The sequence below is a fragment of the Cerasicoccus maritimus genome (assembly GCA_031296935.1).
Taxonomy (GTDB): Bacteria; Verrucomicrobiota; Verrucomicrobiia; order Opitutales; family Cerasicoccaceae; genus Cerasicoccus; species Cerasicoccus maritimus.
Map to the genome: position 1 here is coordinate 83,233 of JAVDPD010000023.1, position 15,441 is coordinate 98,673.

The window sequence follows — 15,441 nt, forward strand, 5'->3', positions numbered from 1 at the left end:
GTTCTTCGTTTCTTTACTTTATCTACTACAACTTACGCACTTATTAACTTAGGAACCTTACGAACGGTTTGAATCTATGATTCAAACAACACGGGCGAACGGGCGTAAACGTGTTGGTGGCTGAAGAAAACGTCCTCGATGTTCTCGTGCAGTTTTTCGAGCTCCTTGGTCAGGGCGTTGAGCTGCTTTTTGATGACGTTGGGCTTCACGCTGGGACTTTCTTCCGATGAACCACCGGCGTCGAGCCCCGGCACGGGCGACGGGAACATGTGGTTAATCGGTAGCGATTCCAGGTAGCTGATCAGCGCATCGATACCGGCCACGACGCCTTCGCCCACGTCGCGTTCGCCGGAGATGCTCAGCGTGCCGATGGCGTAGCGAACGTTGCGCACGCAGTAGTTGACCGAGCTCGGGTTGTTCGGGCTCAGCAACAATAGACGCGCCACACGGTCGAGATACGCGCGGGATCGATACTCACGGCGATAGGCGTCGAGCGATGCATTCAGGCGGAGCAGCGCGGTGAGGTCCGTGCTTTCCTCGTCGTCGGCGCGGTAGGTTTCCGCGGCGCGGGGCAGGGCGACTTCGAGCAAATACAGCACGCCCAGCGCGCGCTCAAGGAAGCCGCCGATGCGGTAAAATTGCCAGGCATCGTCGTGGAGCATGGTACGCTCGGCCAGCCCTTGGAAGCGGGCCACTTCGCTAACCACCTGATCGCTCGACTCACGCAACTTCGAGCGCGTTACGCGGCCACGGGATTGATTACCCAGGTAGATCGCCAACTCGCGCAGCGTTTGCCAACACTCCGGGCTGATTGCCGAACGCACGGCGCCAAGATTGAATTGCGCCGAGAGCACACACGCGTTGACCGATGCGGCTTCCGATGGATCGAGCACGAGCTGCGTGGAAAACTTTAACGTGTCGCGCGGCATGCGCTTGCGCTTGGCGTATTTGTGGCTGTTGGCTGCGGCGATGGCTTGCAGCAGCGGCCAGTAGGCCTGCTGGTCCATGAGGCCGAGCTGGTCCCAACGGAGGTTTTCCAAAGTGTTGAACTGGCGTGCGGTGTTCTCGGCGCGGTTAAGGTAGCGCCCCGCCCAATAGAGCGATTCCGCAGTGCGGCTGCCGATGGAAATGCGTTCGCCGGTGATGGTCTTGGTGATCGGAATGTCGCGGTCGATCACGGCTTCCGCCGGAGCCCAGGTGTCTTTCATCCCTTCGGCGTAAACGGACAAACGGCCCGAGCGGTGATGACGCGACGTCTGGCGCGTGAGGCCGCCTGGGAGCACCACGGGCTCTTCACCGAGGATAAAAAACGCGCGCATGAAAACCGTATGTGGCGAGAAGTCGCCTCCTCTAAAGCGCGGCAGCTGCGACGGTGAAATGACCGGCTGCGCCACGCAGTATTCCGGGTATTGCTTGGCCAGACGCTTGAGCTCGGCCGGGGAGTCGAGCAGCCCTTTGAAGCCGAGACGCTTGCGCAGTGAGGCGTGGTCTTGCACAGGCTTGAGGACCATCGAGTCGAAGTTTTCGAGCACGTAGTCGCGCTGGTCGTGGTCGCTCAGGTGGTAGGTCGGCGCGGTGGGGAGGATCGCGCGGCGGCCTGTGTAGTAGCCGATGATGCGGTCGCTGTAGCGCAGGATTGCGCGGTTGTCCGCGACCCCGGAGCCCAGCGCGTTGACGATCGACACGTTCCCCTTGCGGATGACGTTCACCAGCCCGGGAACGCCCTCGAAGCTCGTGCCAGCGGTCGCAATGGGGTCGACGGTTGAGCTCTCCACGCGGCGGTAAATCACATCCACGCGTTCCAGTCCGCGAATCGTTTTGAGGTAAACGTAGCTATCGCGGACGAGCAGGTCGGCCGGGCGAACAAGGGAGATGCCCATGTGTCGCGCGAGGAAGCCTTCCTCGAAATGCGTCTGGTTGGTCTCACCGCGGGTGAGGAGCACGATGTTGGGGTTGGCCACATCGGTCTGGGCGCGAAGGGCTTCCGTCAGGTAAGTGGAAAACGACGCCACCGGCGCGACGTTCATGGTGGCAAATAGCTCCGGAAAACACTGCGCGAGCAATCGGCGGTTCTGCAAAATGTAAGACACGCCAATCGGCGTCGCTAGCTGGTTCTCCAGCACTTGCCACTCGCCGTCGGGCATGCGCACGAGGTCGAAGGCACCGGTCAGACAATAGCGGCCACCGTGGGACTCGATGCCGGAAAACGAGCGGTGAAACGCCGGGTCGCGTAGCGGCAGCTCAAACGGCAGGACGCGCTCACTGAGGATCTTTTGCTCGTGGTAGATGTCGCTGATGTAGGCGTTGAAGGCCTGCGCGCGCTGGATGACGCCGCGCGAAATCACATCCCAGTCTTCGGCTGAGAGGACGCGGGGAAACAGGTCGAGCTTCCAGTCGATGGCTTCGCGGCTGCGCTCGCCGGGGAGGGCGAACTGGATGCCGAGCTCGGCGGCGGCGCGGTCGAGGCGCTGTTGGCGCACTTTCAGCTCATGGGCGCTGCAATCATTGAGCGCTTTGACAATCGCTTGGTAGGGCTGGGCCACGGCATTGCCCGCAAACGCCTCGTCCCGATGGGACGCAGAGTAGTCGCGGAAATGGTTGGGCTGGTCAGCACTTTGTAGCATTGGCGACAAAGTATCTGGCTTATGTTCGCGAGCACAAGGCGGATTGCACAGAAAATAAAGGCTTTGCTGGATTCTCGCAGTAGGGAAATTTTGCCGCAAAGAACTTGACTCTGCTTTTTAAAGTGTAAAATATACACATAAAGAATTTCAGCCATGACTACTCTCCTCGACAACGATCTTTATAAATTCACGATGATGCAGGCCGTGTGGCGCAAGCAGCGCGAGGCGCAGGTCCGCTACCGCTTCATCAACCGCCGTCCGCGCCTGCCGTTTACGGTAACCTGCGTTGCCGCGATGCGTGACCAGATTCACGCGCTGGCCGATGTGCGCTTCACGGCGGACGAGCTGGCCTACCTGCGTGGGCTGCCGTTTATGCAGGGCGAGTTTGTGGACTTCCTCGCGGGCTTCCAACTGCGTGCCGACGACGTGGAGTTGGAGCTCCGCAATGGCGAGCTGGCGATGGCCATCGAAGGCGGCTGGGTGGACACGATCCTGTGGGAGGTGCCGCTGCTGGCGCTGGTCAGCGAAAACTACTTCCGCCACATCGACCAGGATTGGGATCAAGACCTCGGCGCCTATTTTGACCGCGCCGTCACGAAGGGCCAACGCATGACCGCCGCCAACGCGCGCTTCATCGAGTTTGGCACCCGGCGCCGCCGCAACTTCGCCACCCAAGAGACGGTGGTGCGCGCGTTTAACGAGGCGGGCGTCGACTGCCTGGGCACGAGTAACGTCCACTTCGCGCGGACTTTCGGCATGAAGCCCGTCGGCACGATGGCGCATGAGTGGATCATGGGCTATGCGGGTCTGGTAGGCGTCGAGCAAGCCAACGCCAAGGCGCTGCAAGCGTGGCGCGATGTTTACGGCGAGCAGTTGAGCGTTGCGCTGACAGACACCTACACGACGGACTTATTTTTCGACAACTTGCGCGGCGAGTTGGCCCAGGCCTACGCGGGCATGCGCCACGACAGCGAATGCCCCTTCCGCTTCGCCGACCGCGTGCTGGAGTTTTACGCCGAGGAAGGCATCGACCCACTCACGAAGCGCATCGTCTTCAGCGACAGCTTGGACGTCGATAAGGCCTTAGCGATCCAGGAACACGTGGCGGGTCGCATCCCGGTCAGCTTCGGCATCGGCACGCATTTTACGAACGACTTCGCGGGCAGCGCGGCGTTGAACATCGTGATCAAACTCGACGAGATCAACGGCGTCAAGGTAGCGAAACTCAGCGACAATCCCGAGAAAGCCTGCGGCGACAAAACCGCCGTCACCGAAGCCATGAAGTTCATTAAAGCGGCGTAGCACGAAGATGTGTTCGCTCCTTGAAATGCCGTTCTGAATTGCAATTGTTATAACCTCTATGGCGTCACCCAAAAAGAAAACCAAGCAAACGAGCCGACTCTCGAAGTTTGTCGTGTCGGTGGACTGCGTGATCTTCGGCTACATCAACAACGCCATTTACGTGCCGCTGCTGATGCGCGCGCTTGAGCCGTATGAAGATTGCTGGAGCTTGCCCGGCGGGCCGATCCTCGATCACGAAACGCCGAAGCAAGCCTGCCTGCGAAAGCTGGAGGAGGACATTGGACTGAAGGTCGAATACCTGGAGCAGCTTTACACCTTTGGCGAGCCTGACCGCGACCCGCGCGAGCGCGCGTTTAGCATCGGCTATTTTGCGCTGATTGAGGAAACGGATCGCCCGCTCATTTGGGGCAGTGATTCGCGCACGGCGCAGTGGTTTCACATTGATAAATTGCCGGAAGGGCAGTGGGCGTTCGACCATCAGAAGATTGTCGAAATGGCGCTCAATCGCCTGCGTGGCAAGCTGTCCTACGAGCCCATTGGCCTGAGTCTCTTGCCCGAAGAGTTCAGCCTCTCGGAGCTCAAAACGATCTACGATGTCATCCTTGGCAAGGAGCTCGATCGCCGCAATTTCTACAAGAAGATCAAGTCGACCGGTCTGCTGATTCCGACCAAGACCGTGCCCAGTACCCGCGGCAAACCGACGCAGCTCTACCGCTTCGACCAGGAGCAATACGCCAAGCTGAAGGAAGAAGGCTTTAGCTTCGAAGTGTAGAGATTTTAGCCCTTGGCGCTGGCTGGAATTTTAATGTGTAAAATTTACACTTTACCTTGACGCGCAAGCTTTGTGTGTATTTTATACACATTAAAAGAAAGCTATTATGAAAAACACGACTGCGCTCATCATTGTAGATTTGAACAACGACTTCATGCCCGGCGGCGCGCTGGGCGCAGAGGGAGCGGACGCAGTGTTGCCGGTCATCAACGAGCTCGCTGCGGGCGATGCTTATGGCCTCGTGGTTGCCACGCAGGATTGGCATCCCGAGGAACATGTATCGTTCGATCAATGGCCACCGCATTGCGTGGCGGGGACTCCGGGCGCTGAGCTGCATCCGCATTTGGACGACGCCAATATCGACGTGATTATCCGCAAAGGCTTCGATGCGCATGCCGATAGCTACAGCGGTTTTTACAATGAACATGGCGAGACGAACGGCCTCGCCGAGCTGCTCCGCGCACGTCGCATTGAGGCGGTGGACATCGTGGGCATTGCGACGGACTACTGTGTCAAAGCCACCGCGATTGACGCCGCGACGAAGGCCGGCTTTCGCACCCGCGTGTTGCTCAATGGTTGCCGCGGGGTAGGGCTGGAACCGAACCACATTCCGGACGCGATTGCCGCCATGCGCGCAGCGGGCGTTGAAGTGGTCGACTGAACTTTTTCAAATTACCAATACGGAAATGCATAGCACCATGAACCAAGAAATTTCCATCGATAGGATTCGCTCGTGCGAAGAGTTGCTGGCCTACATTGCCGAGGGCGGGAAGCCGCGCTACCTGAGCTTTTGGGGGCACACGCAGAAGTATCTGGACCAGATCGACAAGAGCTGCCTGAGCAACTGGTATCCCTCGCCATTCACGCGTGACGGCTGGCACTACCCGACCGCCGAGCACTACATGATGGCGCAGAAGGCCGCGCTGTTTGGCGACGAGGCCACGCAGCGCAGGATCCTCGAAGCCTACACGCCGGACGAAGCCAAAAAACTCGGCCGCCTGGTGCGCAACTTCGATGAAGCCGTGTGGCGCGAGCGCCGGTTCGACATCGTGACGAAGGGCTGCCTGGCGAAGTTTCAGCAGAATCCCGCCATGCGAAACTTCCTGCTCAGCACGGGCGATCAGGTGCTCGTTGAAACGAGTCCGCGCGACCTCGTGTGGGGTATCGGTTTCCTGGCCTCCGAGCCGCAATGGCAGCAGCCCAGAAACTGGCGCGGCCTCAATTTACTGGGCTTCGTTTTAATGGAAGTCCGCCAACGTTTACTCGAACAATAAACCACTCCGAATAGAAGATGAACAACACCATCACCAGACAAACGATTGTGCACGACGCCAAGTGGCTGAAGCTGGTCGAGGCGGAGGCATCTGTCCGCGGCGAAGCAACGAAGTGGCTGTATTGCTCTCGCAAGCAGCAGCCCGGCGCCACGCGATCTGCTGACGCGGTGATGGTGGTCCCGTTTGTGAGAACCCCGGTCGGCGTGAAGCTGATCGCGGTGCGCGAGTTTCGCATCCCGCTGGGCGGTTATCAGATCGCCCTGCCGGCAGGGTTGCTGGACGAAGGCGAAACGCCCGAAGCCGCAGCCGCGCGCGAACTCCTCGAAGAAACGGGCTACGAAGTCACTGATGTGCTCGACGTGAGCCCCGTGCTGCCGTCCTCAGCCGGCCTGACCGATGAGACGTTTCAATACGTCTTTGTCGAAGCCAAGGCCGTCGGCGCGCAGCAGCTGGAAGCCACGGAAGCAATCGAGGTGCTGGCCGTAACGCTCGCCGAACTACGCGAGCTACTGCACACCCCGGAGCACATCTGCGGACGGCTTTGGCCGCTCGCTTATCAATACACGCAACAGAATCAGTATCCAATCTAGGGAATGCTTTCGCAGTGAAGTTGTTGAAAGCAATCCCCCTCAAACGACTTCGAAAAATGATCTTCTTTCACACTCTTCCCGTAGGCCAGCAGGCCGCAGTTTGGCGGCCGGACGGCAACTACGATATCGAAACGGGCCCGCAGCGCATCTTCGCTTTCAACCGGAGAATTCAATACCTGCAGCCCTTCACCGCGCACCCGAATGAATACATTCGCGTGCAGTTTAAAAACGGCGACACGCGGCACATTCGCGGCCCGGCAGTGGAGTTCCTGGACCCGATTGTCCACGAGACCATCGAGGTGCGGGAGGCCATTGAAATCGATGGCGGCGAAGCGCTCGTGACTTATAACGAAGCCGACGACGGCGGCGTCATCCGGCGCATTGTGCGTGGCCCGGCCCTGCATTTTCCGCAGGCCAATGAATGGGTGCACGACTTCCGTTGGCACGGCAGCGATGGTTTCGAGCACGATAAAAAACGCCCCGGCGCGCTCACGTTCCAAAAGCTACGCACTGCGCCCGACCAGATGTATTATCGGGTGGAGGCGGTGCGCACGCGGGACGAAGCGGTGCTCGATGTGCGGCTGATGTTGTTCTTCGAACTGGTCGATATCGAGCGTATGCTCGACGTCACCCACGACCCGATTGCGGATTTCATCAACGCACTCACGGCGGACATCATGGACTTCGTGGCGGACAAAACCTTCGAGCAGTTCAAAGCGAACACCAAGCTCTTGAATGCGTTGGAAGGCTACCCGCAGCTCATCAAGCGCGCCGAGCGCATGGGCTATCAGGTCAACAAGGTTGCCTACCGTGGCTACCTTGCGAACCCGAAGCTTCAGGCCATGCACGACAACGCCATCGAGACGCGCACGCGCCTGGCGCTGGAGGCCGAAACGGAAACGCAAAAGCAAGCCGTGGCCGATCTCCAGCAGGCGCGTCAACTCGAGCGTGAAGCGCGGATGCGCAACGAGGCCGACAACGCCGCCGAGCATCAGCGCCGACTCCAACGCGCGGCCGCCGACCAGGAACGCGAGCTCAAGCAGCTCGAACACACGCGGGCTCTGCGGCAACACGCCGAGGAGCTCGAAACCGAGCGCAACCACCAGCAGGCCATGAACGAACTCGAGGCTGGCCGGGACGATGCGCAACACGCCACGCGCCTCAAGCTCTACCAGGGCATGCAGGCCGCTGGCGTGGACCTCACCCAAGTCCTCGTGGCCGAACACCAACGCACGCCGGACAAGCTAATCCGCATCGACGGCGACGCCAAAACGCGCGTCCACCTCGATGCCATTTAACACACTACACTACCATGAATCGAAATGAACGAATTAAGCTGGCGCAACAAACGCTCCAGATCATTGCCGATGGCGCCTACACTGCGCCGTCCGGCCAAACAGTTTCCATCCAAGCAATGCTCGATGCCTGCCTGGAGCGCACGGTCGCCATTGCGCCGGAAGAGCCCATCGTTTGCCCGGTCGAGTCTTCGGCCGGCGCCAGCGCGGCGTTGTCGGTGGTCAATGAAACGACCTTGCAAGGCGCGCGGCGCTTAGTCGACAAGGGCGGCTATCAACGCGTAGGCGTGCTGAACTTTGCCTCGGCGAAAAATCCTGGTGGCGGCTTCCTCGGAGGCTCTCAGGCGCAGGAGGAATCGCTGGCCCGCAGCTCCGCGTTGTATGCGAGTTTGCAGATCTGCGAGGATTATTACACGCGGCATCGCGCGATGAAATCCTGCCTCTACACGGACTACATGATCCTCTCTCCGCAGTGCCCCGTCTTCCTGGATGACGACGGCGCGCTGCTGGAGCCGCCTTACTGCGTGGACTTCATCACGTGCCCGGCGCCCAACGCTGGCGCCATCCAAAAGAACACGCCGCAGGACGCGCCCATGATTCCCGACGCCTTTGCGCAACGCATCGATAAAGTGCTCGCGCTTGCGGTGCGAGAGGGCATGGACGCGCTGGTTCTTGGCGCCTGGGGTTGTGGTGTTTTCCGCAACGATGCGCGCATGGTGGCCGAGCTCTTTGCGAGCGCCATCGGAGTCGGCGGCAAGTATTACGGCGCCTTCCGCGAGGTGGTATTCTCCGTGCTCGATAGGACGAAGACTGCTGATGTATATAACGCCTTCGACGATGCGTTGAAAGAATCCATTGACGCCTAGCATCATGAAACCAACCAAACACCAACGCATTGCCGGCGCCCTCTGGGGGTGTGCGGTGGGGGATTCGCTGGGCTTGCCGGCGGAGGGGATTTCCCGTGCGGGCATTGCGAAGCGTGGGTGGACGAATAACTGGCGGCAGCGGCTGATCTTCGGCAAGGGCATGCTGAGTGATGACACCGAGCACACGCTGATGGTCGCGCAGGCGCTCTCGCAACATCGCGGCGATGCTGACGCGTTTGCACGAAGTCTTGGTTGGCGGCTGCGTTGGTGGCTAACGACCTTGCCAGCAGGCATTGGCATGGCGACGGGGCGTGCGCTGTTTAAGCTGTGGTTGGGCTTTCAGCCGAGTCGCAGTGGCGTGTTTTCCGCGGGCAATGGCCCGGCGATGCGCAGTGGGATTATTGGCGCGGTGTTTGCCGATGATAGCGAATCGCTCGAAGCCTTCGTGGAAGCATCGACCCGTATCACGCACACCGACCCGAAGGCATTGGTCGGCGCGTTGGCGGTGGCGTATTGTGCGGCAGGTGGGAGCGATGAAGTGTTGTTGAAAAAACTGCGCGCGCTTTCGCGTTGGGAGTCAACGGACTGGCCCGCGCTGATGCGTAAAATTGAAGAAGCTTTGCAACGCAAAGTAAGTGTGGCGGAGTTTGCCGACGAGCTGGGTTTGAGCAAAGGCGTGTCGGGCTACACTTACCACACGGTGCCAGTTGCGTTGTATGGGTTTTTGTTTTGGCGTGACAAGCCGCAAGCTTTCGCCATGATGTTGAACGATATCCTGAACCTCGGTGGCGATACTGACTCAGTCGGCGCAATCGCCGGGGCCATGATGGGCGCAGAAGTCGGCACCGAGGGCATTCCAGATTCTTGGAAGGACGAAATCGCGGACTGGCCTTACTCAAAGAGCTACCTCGATGAGTCTGCCGCGCTGCTCGCTTCGGGGCAACTGGTGCGCATTACTTGGCCACCACTACATCTAATTCGAAACTTATTCTTTCTACTCATCGTGCTGACTCACGGCTTCTTGCGTTTTGCCCCGGTGGTGCAACGTGACCACGCACGAGCTACTACCAATCCCTATGAATGATCCCTATAAAAAGGATAGTAAATTTCTCAGTCTGATCCTGCGTCATGACCCCGGTAAAATCGGCCTTACGCTGGATGCGCAGGGCTGGACGGACGTTGACGTGCTGCTTGAATTACTGAGCCAACACGGCAAACACATTTCCCGCGAACGCTTGCAAGCGATCGTTGAGAACAACGATAAGCAGCGCTTTGCCTTGAGCGAGGATGGGCTGCGCATTCGCGCGAACCAAGGCCACTCAATTGATGTTGATCTGGCGCTGGTGCCGAGTGCGCCGCCGGACGTTTTATACCATGGCACGGCGACGCGTTTCGAGGCGTCAATCCGTGAACAAGGTCTCGTAAAGCAAAGCCGCCAGCATGTGCATTTGTCGGCAGATGTGGATACGGCGACTAAGGTTGGCGTGCGGCATGGCAAACCGTATATCCTGCGAGTCGATACGGTAGCGATGGCTCGTGACGGGCATCTGTTTTATCTTTCGAAGAATGACGTTTGGCTGACGGATTCAGTCCCCGCACGCTACCTGGAATTCCCTGATTGATCGCCCTCCTGACCATCGCGCCTAAGTGAGCGATGTCAAAAGGCGGCATTTCGATATGAGGTCTTTAAGGTATTGGTAGTCAGGGATATTACGCGATTGATAGGGTTGCGCTTTGGGCGGGGTCGTTTATCTTACGTGCTTAGGTGAAGAGCGAATTATACGTCATTTTACGCGTTAAGGAGAAGGGCTACGACTACCATGCGGTGGCGGCTAGCCGCAATGTGCGTTGGGCCGAGGCCCGGCTCAATTCGTTGCCGTCGGATATGCGCGGAGACTTTCACATCAGGCCGGTTCCGCTGGTGGAAGAGGTCGACGAGGTTGTGGCATTTTATGATCGCTGGGCGCCTGGAGGGCCTTTGGCGCTTTCGGGCTTTGGGGCTGACCCTAAGAAGAAGCCGCCGCTGCCGATAGAGCCGGAAGAGCGCGTCACGGAATACGTCCAGCTCGACGTGATACCAGAGGACATTTTCCCGCAAACCAAGAAGCAGCAAAAGGCCGCCGCAGCTACGTCCCCCAAAAACGAAGCCACCGCCAAGCCGGAAGCCGAGGCGGTCGCTGAGCAGCCCAGGAACCTGCGGCTTTATCTGTCCATCGGGCTAGCCGTGGCGACTTGGCTGATGGTGCTCGCGGCGTTGTTTTTATCGGCGCGGATGCGCCCGGTAGTGCTGGGCACGGAATCCGCATTGCCTGCTGGCATGAGTTTTCCCTTTGCCTACACGGACACCCATTGCATCGAGCATGCGGGGTGGCTTTATTTTGAAAGTGACCTGAATCGCTCTGGCTTTGACCGGACGCATGGCAACCTAGGTTGGCGCGTGATTGCGCAAGACGAGACTATGGACGTTTTGCGCCCGCAAGTGCTCAGCGCCCATTCGCACGAGCGCACCGAGTTTTCATTTGCTTCCGGCCTCAGCGGCGTAGATCAGTGGCGGAAGGATAACTTCCTGACGATTACGGACGGCTATTTCATGATCTGGCCCGATGGCTCTCAGATGGTGTATGACGTTGGATCAGATCGGATTTACGGTCGCCTCTCCGCGGAAGTTGCCCACGAACTGTTCGCTCGTTGAGATCGGGCCCGGGATGCGGCAGGTAAAGCCGCTCATGGACAGCTGGAAAATGCCGCCAAACAAATCGCCGTCATCGAGCATCAGGTCGAGCTCGGCAATACGGGTGAGCATCTCGTCGTCGAAGTCTTGAAACTGCACATCGAGCTGATACACGACGCGGTTACCGTTGTGGTATATTTCCCAATCAGCGAAAGTGGAGTTAAACGCGCCGTCTTCATTCAGGTAAAAGCGGACGATAGGTGGTGTTTCATCCTGGAAGCCGAAGACTTGGCGATCCGAGCAAAATGCCTTCACGTTGTGGTAGCCCTGATAGGCGTTGGTCAGCCAGGCATCGCGCTCTTGCTGGGCGCGGACGCTGAGGCCAGCCTTGGTCGTGGCGGCGGTGAGGGCGGTCAGGGTAAGCAGGGCGAAGCCGTAGATAAAGAGACGCTTGTTGGATGCTTTGCTGGGTGTTTGGTTGAGTATTCGTGTCATAGCAGTCTCCGTTTTATGGTGTGTAGGTGGTCAGCGATGATGGCGTTTTGAGTGGATAGCGATCAGTGGCCGCAGTCAGCTCGCGCCATTCCAGCATTTGGTATGTCTCGTCGGGTGAAAAATCTTTGAGGGACTCGTCGTAGTGGAATTCGTAATTGCCCTTCAGCTCAATGGTATCGGCGACGGCCGCGCCGTAAAACACGCCGGAGCTGCCGCCTCCCTTGAGCGCGAGTTCGGCATTGGGCGCATAGATGATGCCTGAGAGCGCGCCGTTGCCATGAAGGTAAATTTCCTGTTCATTCGTGGCGGTGCCATAAATTTGCAGGTCTTCGGGCACGCCGTTGATGTTCAAAACGCCATTGCCGCCGATGTCGGCTTCGTCCCCAATGTAGAGCTTGAGTGAGGCACCGGGCATGACGACGATTTCACCGCGCACTTTAATGTCGTCGTCCAGCACCAGGTTTACATCGCCATACACGTAGAGCGTCCCTTTGCTGCCGATGTACAAATCATGAAAGTGGTAAGTGGTTTCAAAGCCAGCGATTCCGACGAAGGGGCCGGACAGGCTGGTGTAGGCGCTGGAGGTGTCTGGCTGCGAGACGTTGGGAAATTCCGCATAGAAATCCTGTGCGACGCGGCTGTCATCGATTTTGGTGCCCGAAGGTGTGTCGTAGCCGGTGATGGAGCCTTGCGAGCCGACTTCGGGGTAGGCCCCGCCGGTGGAAACGTAGCCCAGCACGTCGGCGTTTTGGAGAACAACAGAGCTGACTTCGACGCTGGCGCTGGCCACGGAGCCTCCGTCGTTCACGTTGGTCGTGGCGTTGTAGGCGCCGCTGGTGGAAAAGTATGAATCGACGCTGATTTGATTGCCGTTCATCAGTACCTGATTCTTGGCGGTCAGGCCGTTGGCGAACATGCTGCGGTAGCCCAGCCGGATGTAGAGCTGCTTTTCGACAGAGCCATTGCTCACGTCGACTTCGCTGCCCGTTGCCAGCCAGACGTTGGACGTGGTTTGCGCATCCACATACACGTAGACTTTGTCACTGCCGCTGTTTGGCGAGTAGGCGCGGTAGTAGCGGTCGTTGGCGAGCTCGGTCCAGCTGGACCAGTCTTCGTTGTTCAGGGCGTAAAGTGCTTCTTCGGCACCCATCTCTGCGAGGTTGATTGACTGCTGTAGGGCGAAGGTGCGTTCCGAGTATTTCATCTCCTGTACTGCGTTGCGCAGGTAGAGCGTGACCGTGGAGATGATCACGAGCGCAATGATGAGCATCGCGATGACGACTGAGCCGCGGCGCGACTGCCAACGCAGAGAGCGAGGGCGAACGGTGTACTTGTCGTTTGTCATGGCTCAGCTGCTGACGCGGTGGTTGCGCAGCACAAACTGCGCAGAGATGATGTAGTTGGTGTTGGTGGTGGTCAGGACCTTACGCTCCATCATCGCTTCCAGCTGGACTCGTTTGGCTTCGATGGTGCTGGTGGTCTCTGCCCCGCGGAAGGTATAGAAATTCATGTCGAACGCTACGATGTCATCCAGAAGGATATCGCGCACGCCCGTGCCGACTTGGCGGTAGAGCAGGCCCGCGCTTGAGCTGTAGGTGTAGGTCACCGTTTGCGTGGTGCCGTCGGAGGTGAGGGTGTCGATGGACAGCACGGTGTCGCTCAGGCTGTTGACTTGGGTGGCGCCGCGCAGGTCGCGGGCAAACGTCTCCAACATGAGACGGCTGTTTTCGTTCATCGTCTGGTAGTTGATGAGCGACGTGGAGCTGCGCGAGAGTGCGACCACGGAGGAGGTGGCGATGGTGACGAAAAATCCCATCACCGCCGTGACGATGAGCATTTCGGCGAGACTGAAGCCCTTGCGGCGGGCTTTAGAGTGTGCGGTAGTAGTAGTCATAGAGCCCGTCTTTGGCAAAGCCAGTAGTCATTTCAAGTTCGCGATCGCGGCCGCTGTTCACCCAACTCGCGGACACGACGACTTGGACGCGGTCGGTTCCGTTGGAGGTGATTGCGCGCACGAAAGTGTAGCGGTCGCGGTAGGTGCTGGCCAGGGAGCCTTCCAGCGTAATGGTTTCTTTGGCAGGGAGGGCGGAAATATCTGTCCAATTCAGCGTGCGCATGCGCTCAATTTCTGATTGGAGTAACTGTGTGACGCGGGCTTGGTCGCGGGCTTCTTCAACGATGTCAAAACCAGTCTTCATGCCGCTGAAGGCACCCGTGAAAATGATGCCGGCCAGTGTCATGCCCACGACCAGCTCGACCAGTGTAAAGCCGCGATTCTTGTCTTCGAATCTGGGGGAGCGATTCATGGTTTTAATTCTAAAGTAGAATAAAAACGTGCGAAGTGGTTTTCTGAGAGCTGGGGCAACTTTCCGTCAACTAGTCCTAATTTTGACTAAGGAATTCTACTCGATTTGTTTACGTGGGCTTATGTATTAGGGCTATATGGCCCTATTTCTGTGTCTTGGAATAGTAAAAATTCCTGTCTCTTTACGCTTTAGGAGAGATAGGGGATGCCGAATTAAGCTATTCGGTGAAGGTGACTATCTGGTTTGTGGGGTAAATGCCCGTCACACTAGTGGTAAATGACTAGAAGGGGCTGTGATAGCCCATTAGTGGAGGTGCGGTGCGTCGTCTACTGTTCTAATGAGAGGGACGGAAATGCAGGGGATTTCCGTCGTTCCTTTGTTACGGTTTTCTTAAAAATATTATGTGATAAGCGCCCAATCCCTTTATTGATCGGGATTGGCGCGTTGGATCTATCCAAATTTATACCATTTCTGGCAGTTTTCTGCCCATGTTGAGTAGTCGCGGATTGCGCTTAATCCTTTGGGTAGAGCCAGCGATGAAACAGGCGCGAGAGCAGGGGCATGACCGCAAAAGTCATGAGGCCGCTGATGACCGGCACTGTGCACAGCAAGCGCAGCCACATCGGGAGCTCCCGAACAAACGGCATCATGAAGAAAAAGACAAGGTTGAGCGTCGGGTAAACGCCCAGAAACGCCAGCACGAACATCTTCCATTTCGGCGGAGGCGACAGATTAGGGGAGGGCAGATTGAGCCAAGGCTCTAGTCCGCCAACTTTGCGAATCTTCTGCTCAGTCACTAAATCTCCGACGCGGGCGTAGAGCGCCTTTTTTTCGGCGGACTGGCACCAGGCGGAAAAATTTTCCGCCGAGTCGAACGTGAACACTACTTCGAATTCGCCGGGTGTATTGCCATCTTCGGTTTCGATTGCGCGACTGGTCACAAAGCCGGGAAACTTCGACGAGGCATCGCGTACCTCGCGCAGCCATTGCTCCAATTCGGCTTCTTTACCGGGCTTGGCGGTGCGGGAAACGAAAACCGTGACGGGTTCTGGCATGCGGATAAAAAGCGGTTAAGGGCGTGAAAAGACTCGTGACTACCCCAAGTAAGCAGCATGCCCGCTCCCGAGGCGACAAAAAATCGGTCGCCGCGCGTGATAAGTCGTTGAGCTCCAACGCAGATTAATAGTGAGAGCTACTCACTAATAAAATGCTCGTGCGTTCACTTTTTTGTTGGCGGAAAATGGCG

General features: G+C 58.1%; 16 protein-coding genes. 10 read left to right on the plus strand and 6 right to left on the minus strand.

The window, feature by feature from the left end; all coding sequences use genetic code 11:
• Positions 1–74: 74 nt before the first annotated feature.
• The gene (locus RBB62_RS14335; RefSeq protein WP_309399654.1) at positions 75–2,624 is read right to left on the minus strand and encodes a circularly permuted type 2 ATP-grasp protein; all 2,550 of its coding nucleotides are present in this window, start codon (positions 2,622–2,624) and stop codon (positions 75–77) included.
• A 153-nt stretch (positions 2,625–2,777) separates the two neighbouring features.
• Between RBB62_RS14335 and pncB the strand changes: the two genes are divergently transcribed.
• The 10 genes from pncB to RBB62_RS14385 all read left to right on the plus strand — a co-directional run bounded on the left by pncB (position 2,778) and on the right by RBB62_RS14385 (position 11,415).
• Positions 2,778–3,926 carry a nicotinate phosphoribosyltransferase gene (gene pncB / locus RBB62_RS14340; RefSeq protein ID WP_309399655.1) on the plus strand — a complete coding sequence of 383 codons (1,149 nt, stop codon included), beginning with the start codon at positions 2,778–2,780 and terminating at the stop codon, positions 3,924–3,926.
• Between the two features lie 58 nt (positions 3,927–3,984).
• Complete coding sequence (locus RBB62_RS14345) at positions 3,985–4,698, plus strand: NUDIX hydrolase (RefSeq protein ID WP_309399656.1); 714 nt, start codon at positions 3,985–3,987, stop codon at positions 4,696–4,698.
• Between the two features lie 106 nt (positions 4,699–4,804).
• Positions 4,805–5,359: a nicotinamidase gene (locus RBB62_RS14350; RefSeq protein WP_309399657.1), complete on the plus strand. Its 555-nt coding sequence runs from the start codon at positions 4,805–4,807 to the stop codon at positions 5,357–5,359.
• A 37-nt stretch (positions 5,360–5,396) separates the two neighbouring features.
• Complete coding sequence (gene ybiA, locus RBB62_RS14355; protein ID WP_309399658.1) at positions 5,397–5,972, plus strand: riboflavin biosynthesis intermediates N-glycosidase; 576 nt, start codon at positions 5,397–5,399, stop codon at positions 5,970–5,972.
• Positions 5,973–5,989: 17 nt separating this feature from the next.
• Positions 5,990–6,562 carry an NUDIX domain-containing protein gene (locus tag RBB62_RS14360; RefSeq protein WP_309399659.1) on the plus strand — a complete coding sequence of 191 codons (573 nt, stop codon included), beginning with the start codon at positions 5,990–5,992 and terminating at the stop codon, positions 6,560–6,562.
• 56 nt (positions 6,563–6,618) lie between these two features.
• Positions 6,619–7,860, plus strand: a complete 1,242-nt coding sequence (locus tag RBB62_RS14365; protein WP_309399661.1) for a hypothetical protein — start codon at positions 6,619–6,621, stop codon at positions 7,858–7,860.
• Positions 7,861–7,874: 14 nt separating this feature from the next.
• On the plus strand, positions 7,875–8,723 hold the full coding sequence (locus tag RBB62_RS14370; RefSeq protein WP_309399663.1) for a TIGR02452 family protein: 849 nt from the start codon (positions 7,875–7,877) through the stop codon (positions 8,721–8,723).
• A 4-nt stretch (positions 8,724–8,727) separates the two neighbouring features.
• Entirely contained in the window at positions 8,728–9,807 is a 1,080-nt protein-coding gene (locus RBB62_RS14375; protein ID WP_309399664.1) for an ADP-ribosylglycohydrolase family protein, read from the plus strand.
• Positions 9,800–10,345, plus strand: coding sequence for an RNA 2'-phosphotransferase (locus RBB62_RS14380; RefSeq protein ID WP_309399665.1), 546 nt, complete (start codon positions 9,800–9,802; stop codon positions 10,343–10,345). Before RBB62_RS14375 ends, RBB62_RS14380 begins: the two co-directional genes overlap by 8 nt.
• 143 nt (positions 10,346–10,488) lie before the next feature.
• Positions 10,489–11,415, plus strand: coding sequence for a hypothetical protein (locus RBB62_RS14385; RefSeq protein ID WP_309399666.1), 927 nt, complete (start codon positions 10,489–10,491; stop codon positions 11,413–11,415).
• On the opposite strand, the gene RBB62_RS14390 is transcribed toward RBB62_RS14385, so the two are convergent.
• From RBB62_RS14390 to RBB62_RS14410, 5 genes are all read right to left on the minus strand, one after another.
• Positions 11,356–11,889: a hypothetical protein gene (locus RBB62_RS14390; RefSeq protein WP_309399668.1), complete on the minus strand. Its 534-nt coding sequence runs from the start codon at positions 11,887–11,889 to the stop codon at positions 11,356–11,358. The genes RBB62_RS14385 and RBB62_RS14390 overlap by 60 nt on opposite strands.
• A 13-nt stretch (positions 11,890–11,902) precedes the next feature.
• Positions 11,903–13,234, minus strand: a complete 1,332-nt coding sequence (locus tag RBB62_RS14395) for a DUF7305 domain-containing protein (RefSeq protein WP_309399670.1) — start codon at positions 13,232–13,234, stop codon at positions 11,903–11,905.
• Positions 13,235–13,237: 3 nt separating this feature from the next.
• Entirely contained in the window at positions 13,238–13,783 is a 546-nt protein-coding gene (locus tag RBB62_RS14400) for a prepilin-type N-terminal cleavage/methylation domain-containing protein (RefSeq protein ID WP_309399671.1), read from the minus strand.
• A complete protein-coding gene (locus tag RBB62_RS14405) occupies positions 13,758–14,195 on the minus strand; it encodes a PulJ/GspJ family protein (protein WP_309399672.1) in 438 nt (145 codons plus the stop codon). The genes RBB62_RS14400 and RBB62_RS14405 overlap by 26 nt, the downstream gene beginning before the upstream one ends.
• Before the next feature lie 512 nt (positions 14,196–14,707).
• Positions 14,708–15,250, minus strand: coding sequence for an antibiotic biosynthesis monooxygenase (locus RBB62_RS14410; protein WP_309399673.1), 543 nt, complete (start codon positions 15,248–15,250; stop codon positions 14,708–14,710).
• Between the last annotated feature and the right edge of the window lie 191 nt (positions 15,251–15,441).

Coding starts and splice junctions, on each gene's coding strand:
- RBB62_RS14335 (WP_309399654.1), bottom strand. CDS start 2,624: ATGCTACAAAGTGCTGACCAGCCCAACCATTTCCGCGACTACTCTGCG.
- pncB (WP_309399655.1), top strand. CDS start 2,778: ATGACTACTCTCCTCGACAACGATCTTTATAAATTCACGATGATGCAG.
- RBB62_RS14345 (WP_309399656.1), top strand. CDS start 3,985: ATGGCGTCACCCAAAAAGAAAACCAAGCAAACGAGCCGACTCTCGAAG.
- RBB62_RS14350 (WP_309399657.1), top strand. CDS start 4,805: ATGAAAAACACGACTGCGCTCATCATTGTAGATTTGAACAACGACTTC.
- ybiA (WP_309399658.1), top strand. CDS start 5,397: ATGAACCAAGAAATTTCCATCGATAGGATTCGCTCGTGCGAAGAGTTG.
- RBB62_RS14360 (WP_309399659.1), top strand. CDS start 5,990: ATGAACAACACCATCACCAGACAAACGATTGTGCACGACGCCAAGTGG.
- RBB62_RS14365 (WP_309399661.1), top strand. CDS start 6,619: ATGATCTTCTTTCACACTCTTCCCGTAGGCCAGCAGGCCGCAGTTTGG.
- RBB62_RS14370 (WP_309399663.1), top strand. CDS start 7,875: ATGAATCGAAATGAACGAATTAAGCTGGCGCAACAAACGCTCCAGATC.
- RBB62_RS14375 (WP_309399664.1), top strand. CDS start 8,728: ATGAAACCAACCAAACACCAACGCATTGCCGGCGCCCTCTGGGGGTGT.
- RBB62_RS14380 (WP_309399665.1), top strand. CDS start 9,800: ATGAATGATCCCTATAAAAAGGATAGTAAATTTCTCAGTCTGATCCTG.
- RBB62_RS14390 (WP_309399668.1), bottom strand. CDS start 11,889: ATGACACGAATACTCAACCAAACACCCAGCAAAGCATCCAACAAGCGT.
- RBB62_RS14395 (WP_309399670.1), bottom strand. CDS start 13,234: ATGACAAACGACAAGTACACCGTTCGCCCTCGCTCTCTGCGTTGGCAG.
- RBB62_RS14400 (WP_309399671.1), bottom strand. CDS start 13,783: ATGACTACTACTACCGCACACTCTAAAGCCCGCCGCAAGGGCTTCAGT.
- RBB62_RS14405 (WP_309399672.1), bottom strand. CDS start 14,195: ATGAATCGCTCCCCCAGATTCGAAGACAAGAATCGCGGCTTTACACTG.
- RBB62_RS14410 (WP_309399673.1), bottom strand. CDS start 15,250: ATGCCAGAACCCGTCACGGTTTTCGTTTCCCGCACCGCCAAGCCCGGT.